22 protein-coding genes and 2 pseudogenes are annotated in these 24,015 nt (G+C 72.6%); 16 read left to right on the forward strand and 8 right to left on the reverse strand.

Annotated features, from left to right (window positions below; genetic code table 11):
• The first annotated feature begins 189 nt into the window (after positions 1-189).
• The 7 genes from MET2598_RS0107430 to MET2598_RS0107460 all read left to right on the forward strand — a co-directional run bounded on the left by MET2598_RS0107430 (position 190) and on the right by MET2598_RS0107460 (position 7,198).
• Positions 190-1,539 carry an MFS transporter gene (locus tag MET2598_RS0107430; protein ID WP_012333052.1) on the forward strand — a complete coding sequence of 450 codons (1,350 nt, stop codon included), beginning with the start codon at positions 190-192 and terminating at the stop codon, positions 1,537-1,539.
• A gap of 114 nt (positions 1,540-1,653) precedes the next feature.
• Entirely contained in the window at positions 1,654-2,442 is a 789-nt protein-coding gene (locus MET2598_RS0107435; protein ID WP_012333051.1) for an ABC transporter ATP-binding protein, read from the forward strand.
• Entirely contained in the window at positions 2,435-3,175 is a 741-nt protein-coding gene (locus MET2598_RS0107440; protein WP_012333050.1) for an ABC transporter ATP-binding protein, read from the forward strand. Before MET2598_RS0107435 ends, MET2598_RS0107440 begins: the two co-directional genes overlap by 8 nt.
• 286 nt (positions 3,176-3,461) lie before the next feature.
• Positions 3,462-4,667 carry an ABC transporter substrate-binding protein gene (locus MET2598_RS0107445; protein ID WP_012333049.1) on the forward strand — a complete coding sequence of 402 codons (1,206 nt, stop codon included), beginning with the start codon at positions 3,462-3,464 and terminating at the stop codon, positions 4,665-4,667.
• A 110-nt stretch (positions 4,668-4,777) separates the two neighbouring features.
• Positions 4,778-5,665 carry a branched-chain amino acid ABC transporter permease gene (locus MET2598_RS0107450; protein ID WP_012333048.1) on the forward strand — a complete coding sequence of 296 codons (888 nt, stop codon included), beginning with the start codon at positions 4,778-4,780 and terminating at the stop codon, positions 5,663-5,665.
• 41 nt (positions 5,666-5,706) lie between these two features.
• Positions 5,707-6,696 (forward strand): branched-chain amino acid ABC transporter permease, encoded by a 990-nt coding sequence (locus MET2598_RS0107455; RefSeq protein WP_012333047.1) that lies wholly within the window; start codon positions 5,707-5,709, stop codon positions 6,694-6,696.
• A gap of 70 nt (positions 6,697-6,766) precedes the next feature.
• The gene (locus MET2598_RS0107460; protein ID WP_012333046.1) at positions 6,767-7,198 is read left to right on the forward strand and encodes a VOC family protein; all 432 of its coding nucleotides are present in this window, start codon (positions 6,767-6,769) and stop codon (positions 7,196-7,198) included.
• A gap of 31 nt (positions 7,199-7,229) precedes the next feature.
• Here MET2598_RS0107460 and MET2598_RS36125 read toward each other — a convergent pair whose 3' ends face one another.
• The 3 genes from MET2598_RS36125 to MET2598_RS0107480 form a co-directional block, all read right to left on the reverse strand.
• Positions 7,230-7,796, reverse strand: coding sequence for a hypothetical protein (locus tag MET2598_RS36125; protein ID WP_012333045.1), 567 nt, complete (start codon positions 7,794-7,796; stop codon positions 7,230-7,232).
• 115 nt (positions 7,797-7,911) lie between these two features.
• The gene (locus MET2598_RS0107475) at positions 7,912-8,142 is read right to left on the reverse strand and encodes a DUF6894 family protein (RefSeq protein WP_150108840.1); all 231 of its coding nucleotides are present in this window, start codon (positions 8,140-8,142) and stop codon (positions 7,912-7,914) included.
• Between the two features lie 245 nt (positions 8,143-8,387).
• Positions 8,388-8,690: a hypothetical protein gene (locus MET2598_RS0107480; RefSeq protein ID WP_020493641.1), complete on the reverse strand. Its 303-nt coding sequence runs from the start codon at positions 8,688-8,690 to the stop codon at positions 8,388-8,390.
• Positions 8,691-8,845: 155 nt separating this feature from the next.
• Between MET2598_RS0107480 and MET2598_RS0107485 the strand changes: the two genes are divergently transcribed.
• The 3 genes and pseudogenes from MET2598_RS0107485 to MET2598_RS38785 form a co-directional block, all read left to right on the forward strand.
• Complete coding sequence (locus MET2598_RS0107485; protein WP_018260406.1) at positions 8,846-10,201, forward strand: aspartate aminotransferase family protein; 1,356 nt, start codon at positions 8,846-8,848, stop codon at positions 10,199-10,201.
• A gap of 179 nt (positions 10,202-10,380) precedes the next feature.
• On the forward strand, positions 10,381-12,057 hold the full coding sequence (locus tag MET2598_RS0107490; RefSeq protein WP_012333041.1) for a formate--tetrahydrofolate ligase: 1,677 nt from the start codon (positions 10,381-10,383) through the stop codon (positions 12,055-12,057).
• A 122-nt stretch (positions 12,058-12,179) separates the two neighbouring features.
• Positions 12,180-12,403, forward strand: a pseudogene (locus MET2598_RS38785) (transposase); the annotation flags it as partial.
• A gap of 32 nt (positions 12,404-12,435) precedes the next feature.
• Here the strand turns inward: MET2598_RS38785 and MET2598_RS0107500 are convergent.
• Both MET2598_RS0107500 and MET2598_RS0107505 read right to left on the reverse strand, forming a co-directional pair.
• Entirely contained in the window at positions 12,436-13,065 is a 630-nt protein-coding gene (locus MET2598_RS0107500; protein WP_012333040.1) for a PilZ domain-containing protein, read from the reverse strand.
• Positions 13,066-13,147: 82 nt separating this feature from the next.
• Entirely contained in the window at positions 13,148-13,738 is a 591-nt protein-coding gene (locus tag MET2598_RS0107505; protein WP_012333039.1) for a PAS domain-containing protein, read from the reverse strand.
• Positions 13,739-14,203: 465 nt separating this feature from the next.
• On the opposite strand from MET2598_RS0107505, the gene MET2598_RS0107510 reads away from it, so the two are divergent.
• Both MET2598_RS0107510 and MET2598_RS0107515 read left to right on the forward strand, forming a co-directional pair.
• The gene (locus tag MET2598_RS0107510; RefSeq protein ID WP_018260408.1) at positions 14,204-15,025 is read left to right on the forward strand and encodes a rhomboid family intramembrane serine protease; all 822 of its coding nucleotides are present in this window, start codon (positions 14,204-14,206) and stop codon (positions 15,023-15,025) included.
• Positions 15,026-15,167: 142 nt separating this feature from the next.
• Entirely contained in the window at positions 15,168-15,599 is a 432-nt protein-coding gene (locus MET2598_RS0107515) for a CBS domain-containing protein (RefSeq protein WP_012333037.1), read from the forward strand.
• Positions 15,600-15,673: 74 nt separating this feature from the next.
• Here MET2598_RS0107515 and MET2598_RS0107520 read toward each other — a convergent pair whose 3' ends face one another.
• Positions 15,674-16,732, reverse strand: a complete 1,059-nt coding sequence (locus tag MET2598_RS0107520) for a patatin-like phospholipase family protein (protein WP_018260409.1) — start codon at positions 16,730-16,732, stop codon at positions 15,674-15,676.
• 283 nt (positions 16,733-17,015) lie between these two features.
• The gene (locus tag MET2598_RS0107525) at positions 17,016-18,224 is read right to left on the reverse strand and encodes a UbiH/UbiF family hydroxylase (RefSeq protein ID WP_018260410.1); all 1,209 of its coding nucleotides are present in this window, start codon (positions 18,222-18,224) and stop codon (positions 17,016-17,018) included.
• Between the two features lie 121 nt (positions 18,225-18,345).
• On the opposite strand from MET2598_RS0107525, the gene MET2598_RS0107530 reads away from it, so the two are divergent.
• The gene (locus tag MET2598_RS0107530; protein ID WP_012333034.1) at positions 18,346-19,320 is read left to right on the forward strand and encodes a quinone oxidoreductase family protein; all 975 of its coding nucleotides are present in this window, start codon (positions 18,346-18,348) and stop codon (positions 19,318-19,320) included.
• Positions 19,317-19,947, forward strand: a pseudogene (gene pncA, locus MET2598_RS38790) (bifunctional nicotinamidase/pyrazinamidase). The gene MET2598_RS0107530 and the pseudogene pncA overlap by 4 nt, the downstream one beginning before the upstream one ends.
• A 20-nt stretch (positions 19,948-19,967) precedes the next feature.
• On the opposite strand, the gene rimO reads toward pncA, so the two are convergent.
• Entirely contained in the window at positions 19,968-21,293 is a 1,326-nt protein-coding gene (gene rimO, locus MET2598_RS0107535; RefSeq protein WP_018260411.1) for a 30S ribosomal protein S12 methylthiotransferase RimO, read from the reverse strand.
• A 341-nt stretch (positions 21,294-21,634) separates the two neighbouring features.
• Between rimO and fliF the strand changes: the two genes are divergently transcribed.
• Together fliF and MET2598_RS0107545 are read left to right on the forward strand one after the other, a co-directional pair.
• The gene (gene fliF, locus MET2598_RS0107540; RefSeq protein WP_018260412.1) at positions 21,635-23,353 is read left to right on the forward strand and encodes a flagellar basal-body MS-ring/collar protein FliF; all 1,719 of its coding nucleotides are present in this window, start codon (positions 21,635-21,637) and stop codon (positions 23,351-23,353) included.
• Positions 23,353-24,015 carry a hypothetical protein gene (locus MET2598_RS0107545; protein ID WP_018260413.1) on the forward strand — a complete coding sequence of 221 codons (663 nt, stop codon included), beginning with the start codon at positions 23,353-23,355 and terminating at the stop codon, positions 24,013-24,015. The genes fliF and MET2598_RS0107545 overlap by 1 nt, the downstream gene beginning before the upstream one ends.

Genomic DNA, 24,015 nt, shown 5'->3' on the forward strand with positions numbered 1-24,015 from the left:
GCACCGAGGGACCGCGTCAGCGAAAGGTGATGCGTGAGCAAGAGACCGAGCAGGATGGCACGGGGCAATTCTGCTTGGCCGCGGTGATCCGAATCGCTGCCTCGCGCGTTCTTGACCCTCGAACCGCCGGGCTTGCCTCTCGGGCCCGGCGGTGCCCGCGCCGGCCCGGCGCCAGGAGTGCTCGCGCCGATGCAGGCCACAACCCACCTCGCGCTCATCAACGTCTTCGTCGGCGACATCCAGGGCGGGCTCGGACCCTTCCTGGGCACGTGGCTCGCCGCGAGCGCGCAGTGGAGCCCGGGCCGGGTCGGGCTCGTCACCACGGTGGTCGGCCTCGCCACCCTCGCGCTGAGCGGGCCGCTCGGGGCTCTGGTCGACCGGGTCGGGCGACCGCGCCTGCTGATCGCGCTCGCCTGCGGGGCGATCCTCGGCGGCACCGTGCTGCTGCTGCCGGCGCGCTCCTTCCCGGCGGTGCTCGCGGCGCAGTTCGTGGCCGCCCTCGGCGGCACGCTCGTGGTGCCGGCGGTGGCCGCGCTCACCCTCGGCACGGTCGGCAAGCAGGCCTTCCCGCGCCAGCAGGGGCGCAACCAGGCCTTCAACCACGTGGGCATACTCGGGGCCGCCCTGGCGATCAGCTTCGGCACGCCGCTCTTCGGCCCGGCCATCGCCTTCTGGGTGCTCGGGCTCCTCGCCGCCGCGGCGATCGCCGCGGCCCTCGCCACGCCGAAGGGCGCCTGGAATCCGCGCCGGGCGGTCGGCTGGAAGGAGGACGATCCGGACGACGCGCCGACCCGCTCGCCGATCCGCGCCGTGCTCGCCGACCGGCGGCTGCTGCTGCTCTCGGCGGCGCTCGCCCTGTTCAACCTCGCCAACGGCTCGATGCTGAGCCTGCTCGGCCAGAAGCTCGTGGCGGCCGGCCAGGACGGCACCGCCTGGACCGCCCGCTACGTGATGGTGGCGCAGCTCACCATGATCCCCGTGGCCCTGCTCGCCGGCTCCCTGGCGGATCGCCGCGGGCGCCGCCAGCTCCTCGTCGCCGCCTGCGCGGTGCTGCCGCTGCGCGCGCTCCTGTCGGCCTTCCTCGACGACCCGGCCTGGCTGATCCTCGCCGAGGTGCTGGACGGGGTCGCCTCCGGGGTGATCGGCGTCGCGATGCCGGTCGTGGTGGCGGACCTCACCTGGGGCTCGGGCCGCACCCAGACGGCGCTCGGCACGGTCTCGGCCGTGCAGGGGATCGGCGGCGCCCTGTCGGGCTGGGTGGGCGGGCTGCTCGCCATGCATCTCGGCTGGACCTGGACCTTCGCGACCCTGGCCCTGCCGGCCCTCGGGGCCCTCGGCCTCGCCCTCTGGCTGGAGGAGAGCTGCGCCCCGGGCGGGCGCGACGCGGCCGGGACTCCCTGCAGCACCGGGTCGGCCCCGCCGCGCCCGGCCCGCGGGACCCCGTCCCGCCCGGTCGGGCCGGAAAGCCCCCGGTTGCCTGGATCGCTCGGCCTAGGCGAGGGCCGGGCCGGCATCTTCCGGCCTATTCGAACGGATTAGTCGGGATTCCCGGCCGCCGGCGCTCCGGCTGTTGACTCCCCCCTTGGGCCATGCTGTGAGGCATACCAAAGGTGCATAAGCACCTTCGAGGAAACGCAGGGGTGATGGATCGCGATGGCTGACATTGCCGCCCGGAACGCGGCCGCGCCGCCGGACATCGTGCTGGCCACCGAGGGCCTCACGATGGAGTTCAAGGGCTTCCGCGCCGTCAACGGCGTCGCGCTTCAGGTGCAGCGCGGGTCGATCCACGCGCTCATCGGCCCGAACGGGGCCGGCAAGACGACCTGCTTCAATCTCCTCACCAAGTTCCTGACCCCGACGGCGGGCTCGATCCGCTACAACGGCCGCGACATTACCCGGATGAAGCCCGCCGACGTGGCCCGGCTCGGCCTCGTGCGGTCCTTTCAGATCTCGGCCGTGTTCCCCCACCTCAGCGTGAAGGAGAACGTCCGCATCGCCCTGCAGCGGCGCAAGCGCGGCGATTCCTTCGACTTCTGGCGCTCGGAGCGGGTGCTGCGCGCCCTCAACGACGAGGCCCTGGCCCTGGTCGAGGCGGTGGGCCTGTCGGATTTCGCCGAGGTGCCGGCGGTCGAACTCTCCTACGGCCGCAAGCGGGCGCTGGAGATCGCCACCACGCTGGCCCTCGATCCGGAGATGCTGCTCCTCGACGAGCCGATGGCCGGGATGGGCCACGAGGACGTCGACCGCACCGCCGCCCTGATCCGGCGGGTCTCGGCGAACCGCACCATTCTGATGGTCGAGCACAACCTCTCGGTCGTGGCCTCGCTGTCGGACCGCATCACCGTTCTGGCCCGCGGCCAGGTGCTGGCGGAGGGCGACTACGCCACCGTGTCGAAGGATCCCCGCGTGATCGAGGCCTATATCGGAGCCGGACATGGCTGAGGCGGCGCTCAAGATCTCCCCCGCGGGCGCCACGGCGCCGCTCCTGACGGTGCAGGGACTGGAGGGCTGGTACGGCGAGAGCCACGTGCTCCACGGCATCAGCTTCGACGTCAAGCCCGGCGAGGTGGTCACGCTGCTCGGCCGCAACGGCGCGGGCAAGACCACGACGCTGCGCGCCATCATCGGCATCCTGGGCAAGCGCCGGGGCTCGATCGTCTACGACGGGGTCGAGACGATCGGCATGCCCTCGCGCAGCATCGCCCGGCTCGGGCTCGGCTACGTGCCGGAGGAGCGCGGCATCTTCTCGAGCCTCTCGGTCTACGAGAACCTGATGCTGCCGCCGCGGGTGAAGCCCGGCGGCCTCAGCGTGGAGCAGATCTACACCCTGTTCCCGAACCTCAAGGAGCGCTCGGGCAGCCAGGGCACCAAGCTCTCCGGCGGCGAGCAGCAGATGCTGGCCATCGGCCGCATCCTGCGCACCGGCGCGAAGCTGATCCTCCTCGACGAGCCCACGGAGGGGCTCGCCCCGGTGATCGTGCAGCAGATCGGGCGGACGCTGGCGCGGCTCAAGACCGAGGGCTACACGATCGTGCTGGTGGAACAGAATTTCCGCTTCGCCCAGACGGTGGCGGACCGGCACTTCGTGGTCGAGCAGGGGCGGGTGATCGACATGATCCCGAACGCCGAACTCGACGCCAACATCGACAAGCTGCACGCCTATCTGGGGGTGTGAGGGCGGCGGGCGGGAGCGCCGGGCCTCGCCCGGTGCGGGCGCGGCCCGCCGGGCGGGCAGGTCCCGCCGGGCGGGCAGGTCCCGCCGAGCAGGCGAGTCCCGCCAGGGACGGGCAGGCGGGCGCGGCCCTCGGGCCGTACCGGCGCTCCCCGCGAGCCTCCTCCCGCGGCGGGGAGGCCCCCGCGCGGCAAGCGGGGCGGCGCGGTTCCGGCGGCGGTCGCGCCGGCGGAGGCACGGAACGACAATCGGAGCGCCGTCGCGACGGTGCCCATCGGAGGAGAGACCCATGCTGACACGATTGCTCGCCGCCACGGCGCTCGCCGCGCTCGCCGCGGCCCCCGCCCTCGCCCAGACGCCGGTGAAGATCGGCGTGCTCAACGACCGCTCGGGCGTCTACGCCGACATCTCGGGGGAGGGCTCGGTCGTCGCCGCCCGCATGGCCGTCGAGGACTACAAGGCCGCCGACAAGGGCCTCAAGGTCGAGATCGTCTCGTCCGACCATCAGAACAAGCCCGACGTCGGCGCCTCCCTGGCCCGCCAGTGGTACGACCGCGACGGCGTCGACATGATCATCGACGTGCCGACCTCCTCGGTCGCCCTGGCGGTCAGCCAGGTCACCCGCGAGAAGAACAAGGCCTTCGTGAATTCGGGCGCCGGCACCGCCGACCTCACCGGCGCGCAATGCTCGCCCAACACCGTGCACTGGACCTACGACACGGTGGCGCTCGGCAACGGCACCGGCGGCGCCATGGTCAAGCGCGGCGGCACCACTTGGTTCTTCCTCACTGCCGACTACGCCTTCGGGCAGGCGCTGCAGCGCGACACCACCGCGGTCGTGGTCAAGAACGGCGGCAAGGTGGTGGGCTCGGTCAAGACGCCGTTCCCGACCGCGGATTTCTCCTCCTTCCTGCTCCAGGCCCAGGGCTCGGGCGCCAAGGTCATCGGCCTCGCCAATGCGGGCGGCGACACGATCAACGCCATCAAGCAGGCAGCCGAGTTCGGCATCACCGAGGGCGGCCAGGCGATCGCCGGCCTGCTGATCTTCTCCTCCGACGTGCACTCGCTGACCCCGAAGACCGCGCAGGGGCTGGTCCTGACCGAGCCCTTCTACTGGGACCTCAACGACGCGACCCGGGCCTTCTCGGACCGCTTCGCCAAGGCCTTCGGCGGCAAGAAGCCGACCGCCGTCCAGGCGGGCGTCTACGCGGGGGTGATCCACTACCTCAAGGCGGTCGAGGCGCTGAAATCGGCCAAGGACGGCGGCCAGGTGGTCGCCAAGATGAAGGAGATCCCGACCGACGACCCGCTCTTCGGCAAGGGCACGATCCGGGCGGACGGCCGCAAGATCCACGACATGTACCTGTTCGAGGTCAAGAAGCCGGCCGAGTCGAAGGGCGAGTGGGACCTCTACAAGACCCTCGCGACGATCCCCGGCAACGAGGCGTTCCGCCCGATGAGCGAGGGCGGCTGCCCGCTGGTCGGCAAGAGCTGACCCGGTCGGCAGGAGCTGACCCGGTCGGCCAGCGCCGACCCGCGTCCTGACCCGGCGGGGCCGCTCCGGCCCCGCCCTCCCGGCTTCCCCCCGCGCGAGTCGCTGATCCCATGACCACGATCTTCGGCGTTCCCATGCAGGCGCTGTTCGGCCAGCTCCTGCTCGGCCTCATCAACGGCTCGTTCTACGCGATCCTCTCGCTCGGCCTCGCCATCATCTTCGGGCTCCTCAACATCATCAACTTCACGCACGGCGCCCAGTACATGATGGGCGCCTTCGTGGCCTGGATGCTGCTGAACTACGCCGGGATCGGCTACTGGTGGGCGCTGCTGCTGGCGCCCCTGGCGGTCGGGCTGTTCGGCGTGATCCTGGAGCGCCTGCTGATCGCGCGGCTCTACAAGCTCGACCACCTCTACGGCCTGCTGCTGACCTTCGGCCTCGCCCTGATCATCCAGGGGCTGTTCCGCAACGAGTACGGCGTGTCGGGCCTGCCCTACGCGATCCCGCAGGAGCTCTCGGGCGGCCAGCGGCTCCCCTTCATGTTCCTGCCGAACTACCGCGGCTGGGTCGTGGTGGCCTCCCTCGTCGTCTGCATCGCCACCTGGCTGGTGATCGAGAAGACCAAGCTCGGGGCCTACCTGCGCGCCGCGACCGAGAACCCGACCCTGGTCCAGGCCTTCGGCGTGAACGTGCCGCTGCTGCTCACGCTCACCTACGGGTTCGGCGTGGCGCTCGCGGCCTTCGCGGGGGTGCTCGCCGCGCCGGTCTACTCGGTGAACCCCAACATGGGCGCCGACATCATCATCGTGGTCTTCGCCGTGGTGGTGATCGGCGGCATGGGCTCGATCCTCGGCTCGATCGTGACCGGCTTCGCCCTCGGCCTCGTGGAGGGCCTCACCAAGGTGTTCTACCCGGAGGCGTCCTCGACCGTGATCTTCGTTATCATGGTGCTGGTCCTGCTGGTGAAACCCGCCGGCCTCTTCGGGCGCACGGCCTGATGCCCTACACTCCGCTGATCCGCACGTGAGGACCGCCTGAGATGGCCCATTCCGCCGCCGCGGCGTCCGACGCCGCCAATCCCGCCGCCATCCCCGAGGGCAAGGACGCCAAGGCGCTGCACCGCCTCGTGTTCATCGGCATCGCGGTCGCGCTCGCGCTGCTGCCGCTCGTCCTGTACCCGGTCTTCCTGATGAAGGTGCTGTGCTTCGCGCTGTTCGCGCTGGCCTTCAACCTCCTGCTCGGGTACGGCGGCCTGCTGTCGTTCGGCCACGCCGCCTATTTCGGCATGGCCTCCTACGTCTGCGCCTACGGGGCCAAGGTCTGGGGCCTCTCCCCGGAACTCGCGATCCTGGCCGGAACCGCGACGGCGGCCCTGCTCGGCCTCGTCTTTGGCGCGCTGGCGATCCGGCGCCAGGGCATCTACTTCTCGATGATCACCCTGGCGCTCGCCCAGATGGTGTTCTTCTTCTCGCTCCAGGCGAAGTTCACCGGCGGCGAGGACGGCATCCAGGCGGTGCCCCGCGGCAGCCTGTTCGGCGTGGTCAGCCTCGCGGACGACCGCGTGCTCTACGGGCTGGTGGCGCTGATCTTCCTCGGCGGCCTGCTGCTGATCTACCGCATCATCCACTCGCCCTTCGGCCAGGTGCTGAAGGCGATCCGGGACAACGAGCCCCGGGCGATCTCGCTCGGCTACCGGGCGAGCCAGTACAAGCTCGCGGTCTTCGTGCTCTCGACGACGCTCGCGGGCCTCGCCGGCGCGACCAAGGCCATCGTCTTCCAGCTCGCCTCGCTCACCGACGTGCACTGGTCGATGTCGGGCGAGGTGGTGCTGATGACGCTGGTCGGCGGCATGGGCACGGTGTTCGGTCCGATCATCGGCGCCTTCGTGATCGTCGCGATGGAGAACTACCTCGCGCAGTTCGGCGCCTGGGTGACGATCATCCAGGGCATCGTCTTCGTGATCTGCGTGCTGCTGTTCCGCGAGGGCATCGTCGGGCTGTTCGCCCGGATGCTGAAGAAGCCGCTGTGAGGGGCCGGGCGCCCGCCGCCGCGGCGCGGGGAGGCCGCCGGGCCGCGTCCCCCGGGAGGAGGCCGGAGCGATGAGCACGCCAGAGAGGACGGCCCCGGCCGTGAAGGGCGGGATCGTGGCCTACCTGACCGTCGAGGGGGCGATGGCGGCCGCGTCGTTCTACGCGCGCGCCTTCGGGGCCGAGATCGTCGCGTCCCATCCCGCCGACGAGAAGGGCCGCACCATGCACGTGCACCTGCATCTCCACGGCGCCTCGCTGATGCTGTGCGATCCCTATCCGGAGCACGGCCATCCCTGGCGCGCCCCGCAGGGCTTCCACCTCCTGCTGCCGGTCGACGACATCGCCGCCTGGTGGGAGCGGGCGGTCGCCGCGGGGGCCGAGGTGGTGACTCCGGTCGCCGAGATGTTCTGGGGCGACCTCTACGGCCAGCTGCGCGACCCGTTCGGCGTCACCTGGGCGATGAACCAGCCCAAACGAACCGGCCCAAATGAACTAGCCTGAGCGCTGACGGGCGCGCGGTGACCGGGCCGCGTCAGCGCAGGCGCTCGGCGAGGCTCGTCGCGCGCCCGGCGCCGCGGTCCGGGGAGGCGGCCCCGCCGAGCATCAGCCCGACCTCGATGCAGAGCAGGAGCAGGATGCCGGAGAGCAGCGCGATGATCGCGGCCTGACCGCGCGGGCTGAAGGCGATGACCAGGCGGGGCGGCGGCACCGCCTCCTCCGGGAGCTCCGCGGCCGGGACCGGCCGGGGGACGTCGACCGGCTCGAATTGCGGCCGGTAGGTCCCGACCGGGATGCGGATCCGCACCCCGAGACCCGGTCCGGCGAGGGCATGCGCCTCCTCGAGGGTGCGGCGCAGGCGCCCCGCCTCGACCCGCACGCTCGGATCGAGGCTCGGGTCGAAGTCGCCGCCGCGGCCCAGGGCGCGGGTCGCGATCGTGTAGGCCTTCAGGGCGGCGCCCCGCCCGGCCAGTTCCTCCTCGACCACGAAGCGCAGGAAACTCGCCAGTTTCGGGGAGCGGGCGAAGCACGGCGTGCGCAGCACCGTGTCGAGCGCGCTCCTCACCGTCTCGTCGCCGACCTGCTCCCCGGCTTCCCCCATTGACGCCATTCCCGACCTACGCAACCCACGCTCACCAGATAACTCCCCCACAGTATAACGCAACTCGCCGAGTTGCGATCCTTTGCGAGAGGGTGAACGGGTTTCTGCCCCGGATTCAGGCGCGTTCGCCCGGGAAGGGCACGCTGAACAGGAGGCTGCGCGCCTCGTCGCGCACCTCGACGCGCCAGTTCTGCCATTCGAGGGCGAGGGGTTCGGGGCCGGTCATGGCGTCGACGATCAGGGCGCAGGCCTGCCGGTGCGCGTCGCCGAGGTCGCGGCATTCCAGCCCGGCCTCGTCGGGAACGCTCAGCGTCGAGTCCTTCACGTCGAAGAAATAGCGGGGCACGGAAACCGGCTTGATCATCCAACCCAGGCCCGTCGGCCGCGGCTGCCTGCTTTCCGACCCGGTCGGGCGGACCCGGCAGCGCGTCCTCACGACCTTCGGGTTCGGATCTACCCTGACATAAGTAAGGATCTTCGCCAAGCGACGGCGGCAAACCGCCGTTGGGGCACGCCCGGCGAGTGTATATCTGGTATTTGGCATAACCGCGCCGGGCCACAACCAGGAAAATCTGGCAGTCGGCTGATATATCAGTATGCCCGCATCGGGGCCGGGTGCGGCGCTGCGGGGGCCGGGACGGGGGATGCCGGCTCGTCGCGGGCCGGGGGCGCCTCGCGCGGCCGGGCCTGCAGGTGGGCCTGGAGCTGGTCGGCGGCGGCGCGGGCGAGGCCGGCCTGCGCCTCGCGCGCGACTCGGGCGCGCAGGTCGGCAGGCAGGGCGTCGAGGAGCTTTCCGGCCTCCGCCGCCGCGGTGCCGGGCCGCTCCGGGCGGTCGGGCGCCGAGGCGTAGGCGATGAGGCCGATCACCAGCCCGGCGCGCAGCACAAACCCCATCCGGCCCTCCGAGATCCCCGGGGCCGAGCCTCGCCGCCAAACCTCAACGCCGCCTGACCGCGCGCCGCGGATCGGCCCGGATGCTTAACGGCAGGGCTTTTGCGTCGCCGCGGCGCCCCTGGTAGCGTCCCGGGCGAACACGCGGGAGAAGGTGGATGACGACGAACGCGGCGACCCTGAGAGCGGCGAACGACGCGCTGGCGCCGAACGACCTCGACGCCTGGTGGCTGCCCTTCACGGCGAACCGCGCCTTCAAGCGCAAGCCCCGCATGGTCGCCCGCGCGAAGGACATGCACTACTACACGCCGGACGGACGCGCGATCCTCGACGGCGTCGCCGGCCTGTGGTGCTGCAATGCCGGCCACAACCGCGACCCGATCGTGGCGGCGATCCAGGCGCAGGCGGCGGAACTCGACTTCTCCCCCGCCTTCCAGTTCGGCCATGCCGGGGGCTTCGCGCTCGCCTCGCGCATCGCCGCCCTCGCGCCGGGCGACCTCGACCACGTCTTCTTCTGCAATTCGGGCTCGGAGGCGGTCGACACCGCGCTCAAGGTCGCGCTCGCCTACTGGAACGCCCGCGGGCAGGGGGGGCGCACGCGCCTGATCGGCCGCGAGCGCGGCTATCACGGCGTCGGCTTCGGCGGCATCTCGGTGGGCGGCATCGTTACCAACCGCAGGATGTTCGGCACGCTGCTGGCGGGCGTCGACCACCTGCCGCACACCTACGCGCGCGAGCACCAGGCCTTCACGGTGGGCGAGCCGGAATGGGGGGCGCATCTCGCCGACGATCTGGAGCGGATCGTGGCCCTGCACGACGCCTCGACGATCGCGGCGGTGATCGTGGAGCCGATGGCCGGCTCGACCGGCGTGCTGCCGCCGCCCAAGGGCTACCTGCAGCGCCTGCGGCAGATCTGCGACCGGCACGGCATCCTGCTGATCTTCGACGAGGTCATCTCGGGCTTCGGCCGGCTCGGCCACGCCTTCGCGGCCGAGCGCTACGGCGTGGTGCCGGACATGATCACCTTCGCCAAGGCGGTGAATTCCGGCACGGTGCCGATGGGCGGCGTCCTCGTGCGCAAGGGCATCTACGACGCCTTCATGCAGGGGCCCGAGCGCACCATCGAGCTGTTCCACGGCTACACCTACTCGGCGCATCCGCTCGCCTGCGCGGCGGCGCTGGCGACGCTCGACCTCTACCGCGACGAGGATCTCTTCGCCCGGGCCCGGCGCCTGGAGCCGGTGCTGGCCGAGGGCCTGATGAGCCTGCGCGACCTGCCCAACGTGCTCGACATCCGCACCCTCGGCCTCGTCGGTGCGATCGACCTCGCCTCCCGCCCGGACGCGGCCGGGGCGCGGGCCTTCGAGGCCATGGACCGGGCCTTCCAGGAATTCGGCCTGATGGTGCGCATCACCGGCGAGACCATCGCGGTGACCCCGCCCCTTGTCATCGGCGAGGACCAGATCGGGGAACTCGTGGACAAGCTCGGCCGGGTGATCCGGGCGGTGGCCTGAGCCCCGCCCCCGCCGCGCGGGGGCGATCTCGGACCAAAGTCCAAGTTTGCCGCGCCCACGTTAGAAATTTCTGACGCGGGTGATCAACCGATTTAGTCTGGCCCGAAGTCACCGCAGCAGCATAAGGTGCCGCTATGGCGAACGCCACGCCGACTTCTCCAGAACAACACTCGGGTTCCATGCCGACTGACATCGAGATTGCCCGCGCGGCCACCCTGCAGCCGATCAGCGCCATCGCCGAGACGCTCGGCATCCCGGACGAGGCCCTGCACCCCTACGGGCGGCACATCGCCAAGATCGACCATGCCCACATCGCCTCGCTGGAGGCCAAGCCCGAGGGCAAGCTGGTCCTGGTGACGGCGATCAGCCCGACCCCCGCGGGCGAGGGCAAGACCACCACCACCGTCGGTCTCGGCGACGCGCTGAACCGGATCGGCAAGCGGACGGTGATCTGCCTGCGCGAGCCCTCGCTCGGCCCCTGCTTCGGCATGAAGGGCGGCGCGGCCGGCGGCGGCAGGTCCCAGGTCGTGCCCATGGAGGCGATCAACCTCCACTTCACGGGCGATTTCCACGCCATCACCTCGGCCCACAGCCTCGCGGCGGCGCTGATCGACAACCACATCTACTGGGGCAACGCACTCGGCATCGACCCGCGCCGGGTCGCGTGGCGGCGCGTCGTCGACATGAACGACCGGTCGCTGCGCTCGATCGTGCAGTCGCTCGGCGGCGTCGCCAACGGCTACCCGCGCGAGGACGGGTTCGACATCACGGTCGCCTCCGAGGTGATGGCGGTGTTCTGCCTCGCCCGCGACCTCGCGGATCTGGAGGCGCGGCTCGGCCGGATCGTCGTCGCCGAGAGCCGCGAGCGCAAGCCCGTGACCCTCGCCGACCTGAAGGCGACGGGCGCCATGACGGTGCTGCTCAAGGACGCGCTGCAGCCGAACCTCGTCCAGACCCTGGAGGGGAGCCCGGCGCTGATCCATGGCGGCCCCTTCGCCAACATCGCGCATGGCTGCAACTCGGTGATCGCGACCCGCTCGGGCCTGCGCCTCGGCGAGTACGCGGTCACGGAGGCTGGGTTCGGGGCCGATCTCGGCGCCGAGAAGTTCATCGACATCAAGTGCCGCCAGACCGGCCTGTCGCCGAGCGCCGTGGTCATCGTGGCCACGGTGCGGGCCCTCAAGATGCACGGCGGCGTCGAGAAGAAGGCGCTCGGCGGGGAGAACGTCGCGGCCCTGGAGAAGGGCTTCGCCAACCTCCAGCGCCACGTCGAGAACGTGCGCCGCTTCGGACTCCCGGTGGTGGTGGCGGTGAACCACTTCCACGCCGACACGGAGGCCGAGCACGCCGCCCTCAAGGCCCTGTGCCGCGACAGGCTCGACGTCCAGGCGATCACCTGCCGCCACTGGGCGGAGGGCGGCGCGGGGGCGGAGGATCTCGCCCGGGCGGTGGTGTCCCTCGCCGAGGGCGGCGCGCCCGCGACCCCGAACTTCGTCTACCCGGAAGAGGCCAAGCTCACCGACAAGATCCGCACCATCGCCCAGACGCTGTACGGGGCGGCGGACATCCAGGTCGAGTCGAAGGCCGCCGCCAAGCTCGCCCAGTTCGAGAAGGACGGCTACGGCAGGCTCCCGGTCTGCATGGCCAAGACCCAGTACTCGTTCTCGACCGATCCCGGCCTGATCGGGGCGCCGAGCGGCCACGTGGTGGCGGTGCGCGACGTGCGCCTCTCGGCCGGGGCCGGCTTCGTGGTGGTGATCTGCGGGGAGATCATGACCATGCCGGGCCTGCCCAAGGTGCCGGCCTCCGAGGGCATCTACCTCGACGCGAACGGGCAGATCGAGGGCCTGTTCTGAGCCCGGGGCAGGCCCCGCCCGTCGCGGGCGGGGCCGGTCTCTGCGTCGCGGCGGGCCGTCGGGCGAACGTGCTGTCCGGACGTGATCGTCCGGACAGCGTCTCCCCCACCGCACCAGCGACCCGCGAGCGGGCGTGGGAGGCGCGGGCCGGGCGCATCGCGCTTGCGATCCCCAAGCTGCGCAAGGGCAGCCGTGCGCAAGGGCAGCCGTGCGCAAGGGCAGCTCCTTGCCGAGCTTCCTGGAGCCGCGCCGCACGGCCGAGAAGGCGCTCACGGCCGTGATCCCGGAGGCCGACATGCACGGGGTCTCGCCCCCGTCCGTCGATGACCTCGTCGAGGCGACGGGCGGAAATCATAATATCTTGAATGAGTTGAGACCCTAGAGGACGAGGTTCTCGTCGAAGCGGTCGGGCGAGATCGGCAGGCGGAACTCCACCGCGATGCCGCCCCTGAACTGGCGCACCACCCGGCAGGGCGTGCGCCCGACGAGGAGAGCGGAATCGATCGCGAGCGGCAGGTCGCAGGCGAGGGCGGCCCCCGACAGCGACACGTCGATCAGGCGCGCGGGCACCTCGACCCCGGTGTCGAGCCGGAGCGTGACGGCGGTCTGGCGCGGCACCACGCGCTCGTGGCGCCGGTCCTCCGGCAGGCCGAGACTCGCGCGGTTGGCCAGCCAGGTCAGCTGCGAGGCGATCTTCTCCCGCTTGTGCGCGGTCGCGCTGATCGCCACCGCGAACCCGTCCGGCAGCACCCGCGCGATCGTCCCCTCGATCCGGCCGAGATGCTCCAGGTAGATCACCGTCCGCTCGCCGACCTCGCCGGTCACGGCGCAGACCAGCCGCACCCCGCCCGGGGAGATGTCCACGGTCTGGCAGGGATATTCCCGGCGGTCGGACAGCATGTACCGCCCCAGGAGCGAGACGGTCACCCGGTGGTGGCGGCGCCGATCCGACGCCTGCGCGGCGAGCAGCCGGGCACGGGAGACGGACGGGCTCGCAACGGTGCTCATGGTCGAGGTGACCTGCGGGAAATCGGCCTTGGAACCCTCGCTTTTGTGAGCCCCAAACCTTAACGAAATGCCCGGAGCCCGGTCAGTGACGGCCGCCCCGATGCAGGACGAGCCGCGGCCGGCGCGCCTGATCGTGGTCGTTGGCCGGCTCGGGCGGGTGGTCCGGGTCCTGCCGCTCCGCCCCGGTGAGGACGCGCAGCGAGACGGTGCGCAGCGCCGTGATCGGCCGCAGGCCGAGCCAGCTCGGCGACTTCCCCGCCGAGAGGGAGCCGATCACCCGCGCCTGGGTCTTGCCGCGGTGGCGCAGGGGCAGGAGCAGCAATTCGAGATCGACCGCGTCGCCCTCGTCCGTGGTGCCGACGAGGCCGACCACCACCCCGACCGTCTCCTGCACCACCACGTCGACGAGGCGCCACGGATCGGAGGCCGCCCCGGGCCCCCACAGGCTCTGGAAGCGCCGGCCGCGCAGCTCGCCCCCGAACAGCGCGCAGAGGCGGGTTCCGGCGAGGCGGATCGTCGCCAGCTGCAGCGCCGGCTCGATCTCCAGGATCAGGCTGTCGGCCAGGATGTGGCGGATCTCCCCCGGCTCGATCTCGGCGCGCTCCGGCGCCGCGCGGGCGCCGCGCAGGCCGTTCCAGTAGGCGTGGAGCAGGGCGCTGGTCGGGTGCTTCATGGTGTCTCGTCGTGGCACAGGCCCGGATCCGGCCCTGTCGGCTTCGGGATGACTTGGCGCGACGTGAGGCGGGCGCGGCCAAGCCTGATTCGATGGAGCAGAGCCTATGCCGCGCCTCAGGCGGGATGGAGCGCAACGTTCTCGTAAGGTTAACGCCGCGCCGATGTGATCTCGGGCGCGCGCTGCCACAATTTCGACGCGGACGGGCGCCGTGGGGCTGGCGCGGCGGCCTGCCTCGCCCTATGGGTTGCCGCAGCAGGGGCGGGGGCCGATTCGGCCCGCGTCGTCACGGTCCGGACATCGTCCACGCGGGGTATTCCCCGCGCGACCGCCCCGATCAAGGGAGAGCGGCAACGCTCTCCCTTCTTTTTGTCCGGCGCGCCGTCGCGCCGGCTTCCCTTTTTGTCCGGCGCTCCGTCGTCGCGCCGGCTTGCGGCGGCGCCGCCGGCCGGTCACGGTGGCGGAATGGATGCGACCCCCGATCTGCCGCGCCCGCCCCGGGTGCCGGTCTTCAACATGCCGGGCGTGGTCTCGGCCGCGGTCGGCCTGCTCGTCCTGATCCAGGCGGGCCGGGTGCTGATCCCCGACGCCTGGGACATCACGCTCCTCGTCGACCTCGCGCTGGTGCCGGCCCGCGCGACCCTCGCGCTCGATCCCGGCCGGGCGGACGAGGTGGTGCGGGCCGCCGCCTCCTGGCCCGGCAGCCCCCTGGAGGTGCAGGCGCGCGCGGCCTTCGCCAACTACATCGTGGCCGAGAACGCCGCGATGCCCTGGACCTTCGTGACCTACGGGCTGCTGCACGGCTCCTGGGCGCACGTCCTCCTCAACGGCCTCTGGCTGGCGGCCTTCGGCACCCCGGTGGCGCGGCGCTGCGGCGCGTGGCGCTTCTGCGCCATCGCGCTCGCCGCGACGGTCGCGGGCGGGGCGCTGCACGTGCTGCTCGATCCGCTCAGTTCGCTGCCCCTCGTCGGCGCCTCGGCGGGCGTCTCCGGGCTGATGGCGGCCGCGACCCGCTTCGTCTTCCAGCCCGTGCCCGATGCGGGCGCGGCGCCGGGGCTGCTGCCCTGGCAGCGCCCGGTCCCGTCCCGTCTGCAGACCATCCCGGAACTCCTGCGCAACCGCGCCGCCGCCCTGTTCCTCGTGATCTGGTTCGTCACCAACCTGCTCTTCGGCCTGCTCGCGGTGCCCCTCGGCATCAGCGACGCGAGCGTCGCCTGGGACGCGCATCTCGGCGGGTTCCTGGCCGGCTTCGTCCTGCTGCCGCTGCTGGAGCCCCGGCGCCGCTGAACGCTGCGGAGGAGCGCGGCCTGTCGGGAAGTCGAGGTTGCAAGGTGACGCGGCTGACCACACACTCGGGGTGGAACGACAATCCGGCCCGGCCGCCCGGCGAGGCGGCGAGGGAAGGCCGGATCCGGACGAGGAGGAAGCGATGACCGTTGCGCGTATCCTGTCCCAGAAGGGGCGCACCGTGGTGACGGTGCAGCCCCACCGCACGCTCTCCGAGGCGGCGACCCTGCTCGCCGAGAAGGGCATCGGCGCCCTCGTGGTGAGCGATGCCGGCCTCTCGGTGCTGGGCATCATCTCGGAGCGCGACATCATCCGGGCGGTCGCCCGCCACGGCGCGGAGGCGCTCGATCACTCCATCTCGCGCCACATGACCGGGCGCGTCGTCACCTGCACCCGCGGCACCGCCATCGAGGAGGTGATGGAGCTGATGACGGACGGGCGCTTCCGCCACGTTCCGGTCGTGGAGGAGGACCGCCTCGTCGGCCTCGTCTCGATCGGCGACGTCGTGAAGCACCGCATCGCCCTGGTCGAGGCCGAGCAGCAGGCCCTGCGGGAATACATCGCCACCGCCTGACGCCCGCGCCGCGCCGGCCGCCGCGCCGGAAGCGCGTCCGGCGGGCGGCCCGGGAGGGCCGCGGCGGGCGGCCGTCAGCCCGGAAGGGCTGCGGCCGCCACGACTTCGCGGATCTCCGGGAGCATCTTGCGGGCGGCCTGACGCCCGAGCTCGATGCACTCCTCGGCCCGGTGGAACTCGAACAGGCCCATCTGGGCGAGCTTCGGGTTGATCATCACGTCGGGCGGGTCGCCCGCGAGGCGCGAGCGCGAGATCCGGTCCTGCGTGATGTTGAAGGCGTCCACCATCACGCTGGCGATGCCCCCCGGCATGCCGGGGTCGAGCCGGGGCTTGGGCGCGCGCTGGGCGCGCAGCCGCGGCCAGCGGCGCGGCGCCTCGGTCAGGGTCTCCACGGCCTCGTTCGCGGCCGCCTCGACCACGCTCGCGTCGCCGCCATGCGCCTGGATCACGGTCCCGCGGATGCGGATGTCGCCGTTGAGGTTCACGCACAGGACGACGTCCGCGCCCAGGGCGCGGGCCACCGTCACCGGCACCGGGTTCACGAGCGCCCCGTCCATCAGCCAGCGGCCGCCGACCTTGACCGGGTCGAAGATGCCCGGGAGCGCGTAGGAGGCGCGCACCGCCTCGACGACGCCGCCGCGGGTGAGCCAGATCTCGTGGCCGCTGCCGAGTTCGGTCGCGACGGTCGCGAAGGTGACGGGCAGGGCCTCGATGCACTGCCCGCCGAGGTCGCGCTCCAGCAACTGGCGCAGCCGCTCGCCCGCGATCAGGCCGGAGCCGCTCAGGTGGAAGTCGAGCAGGCCCATCACCCGGCGCTTCGTCAGCGAGAGGGCGAACTCCTTGAGGGCGGCGAGCTTGCCGCCCGCGTAGCAGGCCCCGACGGCGGCGCCGATCGAGCAGCCCGCCACCACGTCGATCCCGAATCCCGCTTCCTCCAGAGCTTCGATCACGCCGATATGCGACCAGCCCCGGGCGGCGCCGCCTCCGAGGGCGAGGCCGAGCTTGGGGCGGCGGGGGCGGGGCGCGGGCCGGGGCGGCTCGTCCGAGAGGCTCGCGCCCCCGCCCCCGCCGCCCGCATCCGCGAGGCGACGGGTCGGCCCTGCCGAAAAGAGACCCAGGCCGTCCCACATCATGACGTTCGACTCCCGTGACGTCCGCTTGCCCTGCGGAACCCGTGCCAAGCGGGCATTACTGGAAACCAGTCTGCGCCGGATCTATCAATCGATTCTCAACGACAGGGGTTTCATCGCTCCGTCCTAGACTTTCGGCGCGGGATTTTTTGCCGGCTCACCCGTGCCGGCCGGGCCGTCCTGGCGGGCGCCCGGCCCGGCCGCGCAGGGCGCTCGCGGCGGGGCATGGAGCGAGCGGCAAGGCGCGGCGGCAAGGAGCGGGGGGCAAGGAGCGGAGGGGGCGGCGTCAGGCCCGCATCAGCCGGGGCGTGCCGAAGCGGGGCAGGATGCCCTCGCGCATCACCGCGCGGCGCAGGGGGGCGATGGTCGAGAGGGCGAGGAGTCCGGCGCCGCGCAGGAGGTCGGCCGGGAGCAGGCCCGAGAGCAGGCTGCGGTTGAGGGCGTCGACGGCGCCGCTGCGCAGGCGGGCATCGAGCGCCCGGCCGCGGGCGAAGCGCCCGAGCAGCGCCTCGCCGCCGGGATCCGCGCCGCCCTGCCGCGCCTCGACCAGCAGGTCGCGCAGGGCCGCGGCGTCGCGCAGCCCGAGATTCAGGCCCTGCGCGCCGATCGGCGGGAAGACGTGGGCGGCCTCGCCGACCAGGGCGAGGCGTCGCGCGACCGGGCGCGTCGCGAGGAGGCCCCGCATCGGCACGACCCCGCGCGGCCCGTCGATCGCCATGCGGCCGAGCAGGGCCTGGGCCCGCCGCTCCACGGCGGCGGCGAGGGCCGCGTCGTCGAGGCCGCGCAGCCGCTCCGCCTTCTCGGCCGCCGTCACCCAGACCAGGCTCGACCGGCGCCCGCCCGGGAGCGGCACCAGGGTGAAGGGCCCCTGCCGGGTGTGGAACTCGGTCGAGATCTCGCGGTGGTCGCGGGCGTGGGACAGGATGGTGGTGAGCGCCGCCTGCGGGTAGTCCCAGCGCCGCACCGGGATCCCGGCCGCCTCGCGCAGGGGCGAGCGGGCGCCGTCCGCGGCGACGACGAGCCGGGCCCGCACCTGCGCCCCCCCTTCGAGCGTGACGGTCGCGGCCCCGCCCGCGGGCGCGGCGCCGGCCACGTCCTCCTCGATCAGGGTCAGGCCCGGCGCCGCGCGGGCGCAGGCGCGCAGGGCCTCGACCAGGCGCGCGCTCTCGACGTTCCAGCCGAAGGCGCCGAGGCCGATCTCCGCCGCGACGAAGCGGGCCGGCGGCGGTCGGAACAGGCTGCCGGTGTCGTCGATGAGGTGCAGCTCGGCCAGGGCGGCGGCGGAGGGCGCGATCGCCTCCCAGGCTCCCAGCGCCCCGAGGAAGCGCACCGACCCGTCGAGCAGCGCGACGGTGCGCCCGTCCGCCACCGGGGCGTGCCGGCCGAGGAGGGCGGTGCGCAGCCCGTCGCGGGACAGGGCGAGGGCCGCGGCCAGGCCGGCCGCCCCCGCCCCCACCACGGCGACCTCGAAGTCGGGATTCTCTGCCTCGCCCACGCCGACACTCCCCAGGATGACTTGCGGGCAAGATGGGGGCGGTCCGCGCCCGGCGCCATTGCCGAAACCGTCGCGGCACCTATGATCCGCCCGGCTCGAGAGACGAGGGCGGGAGGATCCGATGCCGAAGGCGATCCGGGTGCACGAATATGGCGGCCCCGAGGTGATGCGCTACGAGGAGGTCGACCTCCCGGCGCCCGGCCCGGGCCAGATCCGCGTGCGGCAGCGGGCGGTGGGCGTCAACTTCATCGACATCTACTTCCGCTCCGGCCTCTACAAGGCGCCGCAGCTGCCCTTCACCCCCGGCAACGAGGGGACCGGCGAGGTGGTGGCGGTGGGCGAGGGCGTCGCCGGCCTCGCGGTCGGCGACCGGGTCGCCTACGGCTCGGCCGCGCAGACCTACGCGCAGGAGGCGGTGATCGAGGCCCGGATGGCCGTCAAGGTGCCGGACGGCATCGACGACGCCACGGCCGCCGCCATGATGCTCAAGGGGCTCACCGCCCAGTACCTGCTGCGCAAGACCTATCGGGTGCAGCCCGGCGACACGATCCTGTTCCACGCCGCGGCGGGCGGCGTCGGCCTCATCGCCACGCAATGGGCCAAGCATCTCGGCGCGACGGTGATCGGCACGGTGGGCTCCCGGGACAAGGCGGAACTCGCCAAGCAGCACGGCTGCGACCACGTCATCCTCTACCGCGACGAGGATTTCGCGGCCCGGGTCAAGGAGATCACCGGCGGCAAGGGCTGCGCGGTGGTCTACGACGGCGTCGGCCAGGCGACCTACCCGGCCTCCCTCGACTGCCTGCGGCCCTTCGGCATGTTCGTGAGCTTCGGCAACGCCTCGGGCGTGATCGAGAATTTCAACATCGGGCTGCTCGGGCCCAAGGGCTCGCTCTACGCCACCCGGCCGACGCTGTTCACGCACGTGGCCGAGCGGGCGAGCCTGGAGGCGATGGCGGATGACCTGTTCGGGGTCGTCGGGAGCGGCGCGGTGAGGATCCCGGTCCACAGCCGGGTGCCGCTGGCCGAGGCCGCGCAGGTCCACCGCGACCTCGCCGGCCGCCAGACCACCGGCGCCACCGTGCTGATCCCGTGATCGTTCCGGCCGAGACCGACGTCCTCCTGGTGGTGGACGTCCAGCGCGACTTCCTCCCCGGCGGCGCCCTCGCGGTGCCGGACGGGGACGCGGTGCTCGGGCCGATCAACGACCTCGGACGGCGTTTCCGGCACGTCGTCCTCACCCAGGACTGGCACCCGCCCGGCCACGCCTCCTTCGCGTCGAGCCACCCGGGCCGCGCGCCCTTCGAGAGCCTGGACCTCGCCTACGGCCCGCAGGTGCTGTGGCCGGACCATTGCGTCATGGGCACGCCCGGCGCGGCGCTGGCGGACGGGCTCGATCTCGCCGGGGCCGAACTGGTGATCCGCAAGGGCTACCGGCCCGGCATCGACAGCTACTCGGCCTTCCTTGAGGCGGACCGGCGCACGACGACCGGGCTCGCGGGCTACCTGCGCGAGCGCGGCCTCGCGCGGGTCGTGCTGTGCGGGCTCGCCACGGATTTCTGCGTCGGCTGGAGCGCCCTCGACGCGCGGGCGGCCGGGTTCGAGGCCGTGGTCGTCGAGGAGGCCTGCCGGGGGATCGATCAGGCGGGCTCGCTCGCGCGCGCCTGGGAGGCGATGGCGCGCGGGTGTCGCGCGGGTGTCCCTCGCGGCGATCGGCGGCTGAGCCGCCGCGGTTCTCGCGGCTCAGACCGCGATCCCGTGCAGGTCGTAGGTGTCGGCGCGCTCGATCTTCACCGTGACGATGTCGCCCGCCCGCACCGGGCGCCGGGAGGCGACGTGGACGCTGCCGTCGATCTCCGGCGCGTCGGATTTGGAGCGGCCCCTGGCGACGGTCGGCCCGGCCTCGTCGATGATCACCGGCAGGCGCTTGCCGACCTTGGCCCTCTGCAGCCGCAGCGACACGGCGGCCTGGGCCTCCATGAAGCGGCGGTAGCGCTCCGCCTTGACCTCGTCGGGGACCGGGGGCGCGACCTCGTTCGCGGCGGCGCCCCGGACCGGCTCGTAGGGGAAGCAGCCGACCCGCTCCAGCTTCGCCTCGGCGAGCCAGGACAGCAGCTCCTCGAACTCGGCCTCGGTCTCGCCCGGGAAGCCGACGATGAAGGTCGAGCGGATGGCGAGGTCGGGGCAGACCGAGCGCCAGCCGCGGATGCGCTCCAGCATCTTCTCCTGGTTGGCGGGGCGGCGCATGCGCCGCAGCACCGAGGGGCTCGCGTGCTGGAGCGGCATGTCGAGGTAGGGCAGCACCTTGCCCTCCGCCATGAGCGGGATGACCTCGTCCACGTGCGGGTAGGGATAGACGTAGTGCAGGCGCACCCAGGCGCCGAGCTCGCCGAGGGCCCGGGCGAGGTCGACGAAGCGCGCCCGCACCTCGCCGTCGCGCCAGGGGCTCGCCGCGTAGCGCAGGTCGACCCCGTAGGCGCTGGTGTCCTGGGAGATGACGAGGAGTTCCTTGACGCCCGCCTTCACCAGCTTCTCGGCCTCGCGCAGCACGTCGCCGGCCGGGCGGCTGACGAGGTCGCCGCGCAGGGACGGGATGATGCAGAACGTGCAGCGGTTGTTGCAGCCCTCGGAAATCTTCAGGTAGGCGTAGTGGCGCGGCGTCAGCTTCACGCCCTGGGGCGGCACGAGGTCGAGGTAGGGATCGTGCGCGGGCGGCACCGCCTCGTGCACGGCCGCGACCACGGATTCGTAGGCCTGCGGGCCGGTGACCGCGAGCAGGTTCGGGTAGCGCTCGCGGATCTCCTCGGGCTGCGCCCCCATGCAGCCGGTGACGATCACCCGGCCGTTCTCGGCCATCGCCTCGCCGATCGCCTGCAGGGATTCCGCCTTGGCGGAATCGAGGAAGCCGCAGGTGTTGACGATGACGACGTCGGCGCCGTCGTGCTTGCGGGCGAGTTCGTACCCCTCCGCGCGCAGGTGCGTGAGGATCCGCTCGGAATCGACGAGGGCCTTCGGGCAGCCGAGCGACACGAAGGAGATCTTGGGGGCAGCACTCATCAGGGGATGCATCGCTCGCCCGCCCCGCGGCGGGAGGAGCGCGAGCAGGCCTGATCGGGGGAGGGAGGGTGTTCGGGGCGGCGCCATAGCACGAGGGCGCGCGCGCGTCACGCGAGGCCCGAGCGCGCACCCGCGCGGCGGGCCCCGCAGGCCCGCGGCAAGCCCCGCAGGGCCGCCGCGGCAAGCCCCGCAGGGCCGCGGCAAGCCCCGCAGGGCCCGTGGCAAGCCCCGGCGGGGCGCACCCGCCGGCCGCCCTCTGCCGCCGGGGGATCCGCGCAACCTCCGCACAAGGCTGACCCCCAACATGGGGCGCGATCAGGCTCCCATCGTCTCACCCCGAGGGCGGTTCATCGATGTCAGGTCGCGAACAGGCCGAGAGGCTCTGGAACAACATCATCGAGCTCGGCGCCCGGCGCCTCGCGGCGCTCGGCATCATCGGGCTGACGGTGTTCCTCGCGGTCGGGCTCGGCGCCTATTACCTCAGCCGCCCCGCCCAGGAGACCCTCTACGGGGGATTGAGCCGCGACGATGTCGGCCGCATCGGCTCGGTGCTGAAGGACGCCAACATCCCCTTCGACGTCAGCACCGACGGCACCGCCGTGCTGGTCCCCTACGGGCACACCGCCCAGGCGCGCATGCTGCTCGCCGAGAAGGGCCTGCCGCAGAGCTCGAAATCCGGCTACGAGCTGTTCAACGACCTCGGCTCCCTCGGCCTCACCTCCTTCATGCAGGAGGTGACGCGGGTGCGCGCCCTGGAGGGCGAGATCGCCCGCACCATCCAGACCATGAAGGGCGTGAAGGCGGCGCGGGTCCACATCGTGCTGCCGGATCGCGGCTCGTTCCGGCGCGAGCAGCAGCCGCCCTCCGCCTCGGTGGTGGTGCGCACCGAGCCGGCCGACGACGGCAGCGGCGCCCAGGCGATCCGCCACCTCGTCGCCTCGGCGATCCCGGGCATGAAGCCCGAGCGCGTCACCGTGATCGGCACCGACGGGACGCTGCTCCTCTCCGGCGACGACGTCGGCAACGCCCCGACCGGCAAGATGGCGAACCTGGAGAAGCTCGTGAACCGCGAGATCCAGGACAACATCCGCCGCACCCTGACGCCCTATCTGGGCGTCGGCAACTTCGAGGTCAGCGTCGCGGCCCGGCTCAACACCGACAAGACGAGCACCAACGAGACGATCTTCAACCCCGACCAGCGGGTCGAGCGCTCCGTCAAGGCGACGCGGGAGACCGAGAACTCGCAGAACCGCTCCTCGCAGCGGCCGACCACGGCCCAGCAGAACCTGCCCGACCAGCGCACGCGCTCGGACGGGAACGACACGTCGAGCAGCGAGACCCAGAAGCGCGAGGACCTCACCAATTACGAGATCTCCTCGAAGACCATCCAGACGGTGAGCGACGGCTACGGGATCAAGCAGATCTCGGTGGCGGTGCTGGTGAACAAGTCTCGCCTGTCCTCGCTCGCCGGCCCCAACGCGCCGCCCGCCGCGATCGACCAGCAGATCGGCGAGATCGAGCAGCTCGTCGCCTCGGCGGCCGGCTTCAGCAAGGAGCGCGGCGACCACGTCAAGGTCGCGGCGGTGGGCTTCGTCAACGACGGGGCGCCCCTCGAGCCGGTGCCGCCGCTCAGCCTGACCGAGGTGCTGATGCGCCAGTCGGCGACGCTGATCAACGCCGCCACCATCCTGGTCGTCGCCTCCCTGCTGATCTGGTTCGGCCTGCGCCCGGCCCTCCGGGCCATCCTGGAAGTCCCGGCGGCCGAGCAGGAGATCGCGGCCCTCGCGGCCGAGGGCGCGGCGGGCGCGGTGCCGGCGCTGCCGGGCGCCGAGGCCGGGAGTGCCGCCGCGGGCCTGCTCGAAGGCTCGCCGGAGGCGGCGGCCCTCGCGGCCGCGGGCGGCACGCCGGGGCCCGCGCAGCTCGGCCCGCCCGTCATGGCGAGCCTGATCGACGATCTCACCAACCGCATGAACTCCTCGCCGCAGAAGAAGCTGGAGCAGATGATCGAGTTCGACGAGGAGCAGGCCGCCAACATCCTCAAGCGCTGGCTGATGCGTGAGGAGCCGGCCTGATGACCGCGATCTTCGCCCGCTACCTGCCCGATTTCTCGGCGGAGACCTCCGCCGCCGGCGAGGCCGAGCCCCTCGCCGTCCTGCTGCGCTCCGCGCGCCGCTCGGCGGAGCCGCCCCCGCCCCCGCCCCCGGCGGAGGACCGCGAGGCCCTGCTGCGGGAGGCCGAGGAGCGCGGCCGGAGGCTCGGCCGGGCCCAGGCGGCGGCCGAGACCGCCGCCGCCCTGGAAGCCGCCCTCGCCGAATCCCAGGCCGTCGCCGACGCGCAGATGCGCGAATCCCGCCGGGCCTGGGCCGAGGAGGAGGGCCAGGTCCTCGCGGCGGCGCTGATCCGGGCGACGGGCGAGATCGAGGCCCGGCTGGCCGCGCGCCTGGCCCACCTGCTCCTGCCGGTTCTCGGCGAGGCGGTGCGCGCCCGCGCCGTCGCCGAGTTGCGCGACGCGATCGCGCGGCTCCTCGCGGATGCCGCCAAGCCGGCCGTCCGGGTGAGCGGCCCGCAGGACCTGCTCGACGCGCTCGCGGCGGCGCTCGGCCCGCAGGCGCAGGGGATCGCCTTCGCGCCCGCGCAGGGGGCGGACGTGACCGTGACGGCGGAGGACGCGGTGATCGAGTCGCAGCTCGCCGCCTGGACCGGCCTGCTCTCGGCGGCGGTGACGGAGGCCTGA

Origin of the sequence: Methylobacterium sp. WSM2598 (assembly GCF_000379105.1) — a bacterium.
Classification (GTDB): domain Bacteria; phylum Pseudomonadota; class Alphaproteobacteria; order Rhizobiales; family Beijerinckiaceae; genus Methylobacterium.

Bases quoted from the DNA above. Each gene is read 5' to 3' on its own strand.
- MET2598_RS0107430 (WP_012333052.1), top strand. From the start codon at position 190: ATGCAGGCCACAACCCACCTCGCGCTCATCAACGTCTTCGTCGGCGAC.
- MET2598_RS0107435 (WP_012333051.1), top strand. From the start codon at position 1,654: ATGGCTGACATTGCCGCCCGGAACGCGGCCGCGCCGCCGGACATCGTG.
- MET2598_RS0107440 (WP_012333050.1), top strand. From the start codon at position 2,435: ATGGCTGAGGCGGCGCTCAAGATCTCCCCCGCGGGCGCCACGGCGCCG.
- MET2598_RS0107445 (WP_012333049.1), top strand. From the start codon at position 3,462: ATGCTGACACGATTGCTCGCCGCCACGGCGCTCGCCGCGCTCGCCGCG.
- MET2598_RS0107450 (WP_012333048.1), top strand. From the start codon at position 4,778: ATGACCACGATCTTCGGCGTTCCCATGCAGGCGCTGTTCGGCCAGCTC.
- MET2598_RS0107455 (WP_012333047.1), top strand. From the start codon at position 5,707: ATGGCCCATTCCGCCGCCGCGGCGTCCGACGCCGCCAATCCCGCCGCC.
- MET2598_RS0107460 (WP_012333046.1), top strand. From the start codon at position 6,767: ATGAGCACGCCAGAGAGGACGGCCCCGGCCGTGAAGGGCGGGATCGTG.
- MET2598_RS36125 (WP_012333045.1), bottom strand. From the start codon at position 7,796: ATGGGGGAAGCCGGGGAGCAGGTCGGCGACGAGACGGTGAGGAGCGCG.
- MET2598_RS0107480 (WP_020493641.1), bottom strand. From the start codon at position 8,690: ATGGGGTTTGTGCTGCGCGCCGGGCTGGTGATCGGCCTCATCGCCTAC.
- MET2598_RS0107485 (WP_018260406.1), top strand. From the start codon at position 8,846: ATGACGACGAACGCGGCGACCCTGAGAGCGGCGAACGACGCGCTGGCG.
- MET2598_RS0107490 (WP_012333041.1), top strand. From the start codon at position 10,381: ATGCCGACTGACATCGAGATTGCCCGCGCGGCCACCCTGCAGCCGATC.
- MET2598_RS0107500 (WP_012333040.1), bottom strand. From the start codon at position 13,065: ATGAGCACCGTTGCGAGCCCGTCCGTCTCCCGTGCCCGGCTGCTCGCC.
- MET2598_RS0107505 (WP_012333039.1), bottom strand. From the start codon at position 13,738: ATGAAGCACCCGACCAGCGCCCTGCTCCACGCCTACTGGAACGGCCTG.
- MET2598_RS0107510 (WP_018260408.1), top strand. From the start codon at position 14,204: ATGGATGCGACCCCCGATCTGCCGCGCCCGCCCCGGGTGCCGGTCTTC.
- MET2598_RS0107515 (WP_012333037.1), top strand. From the start codon at position 15,168: ATGACCGTTGCGCGTATCCTGTCCCAGAAGGGGCGCACCGTGGTGACG.
- MET2598_RS0107520 (WP_018260409.1), bottom strand. From the start codon at position 16,732: ATGATGTGGGACGGCCTGGGTCTCTTTTCGGCAGGGCCGACCCGTCGC.
- MET2598_RS0107530 (WP_012333034.1), top strand. From the start codon at position 18,346: ATGCCGAAGGCGATCCGGGTGCACGAATATGGCGGCCCCGAGGTGATG.
- rimO (WP_018260411.1), bottom strand. From the start codon at position 21,293: ATGCATCCCCTGATGAGTGCTGCCCCCAAGATCTCCTTCGTGTCGCTC.
- fliF (WP_018260412.1), top strand. From the start codon at position 21,635: ATGTCAGGTCGCGAACAGGCCGAGAGGCTCTGGAACAACATCATCGAG.
- MET2598_RS0107545 (WP_018260413.1), top strand. From the start codon at position 23,353: ATGACCGCGATCTTCGCCCGCTACCTGCCCGATTTCTCGGCGGAGACC.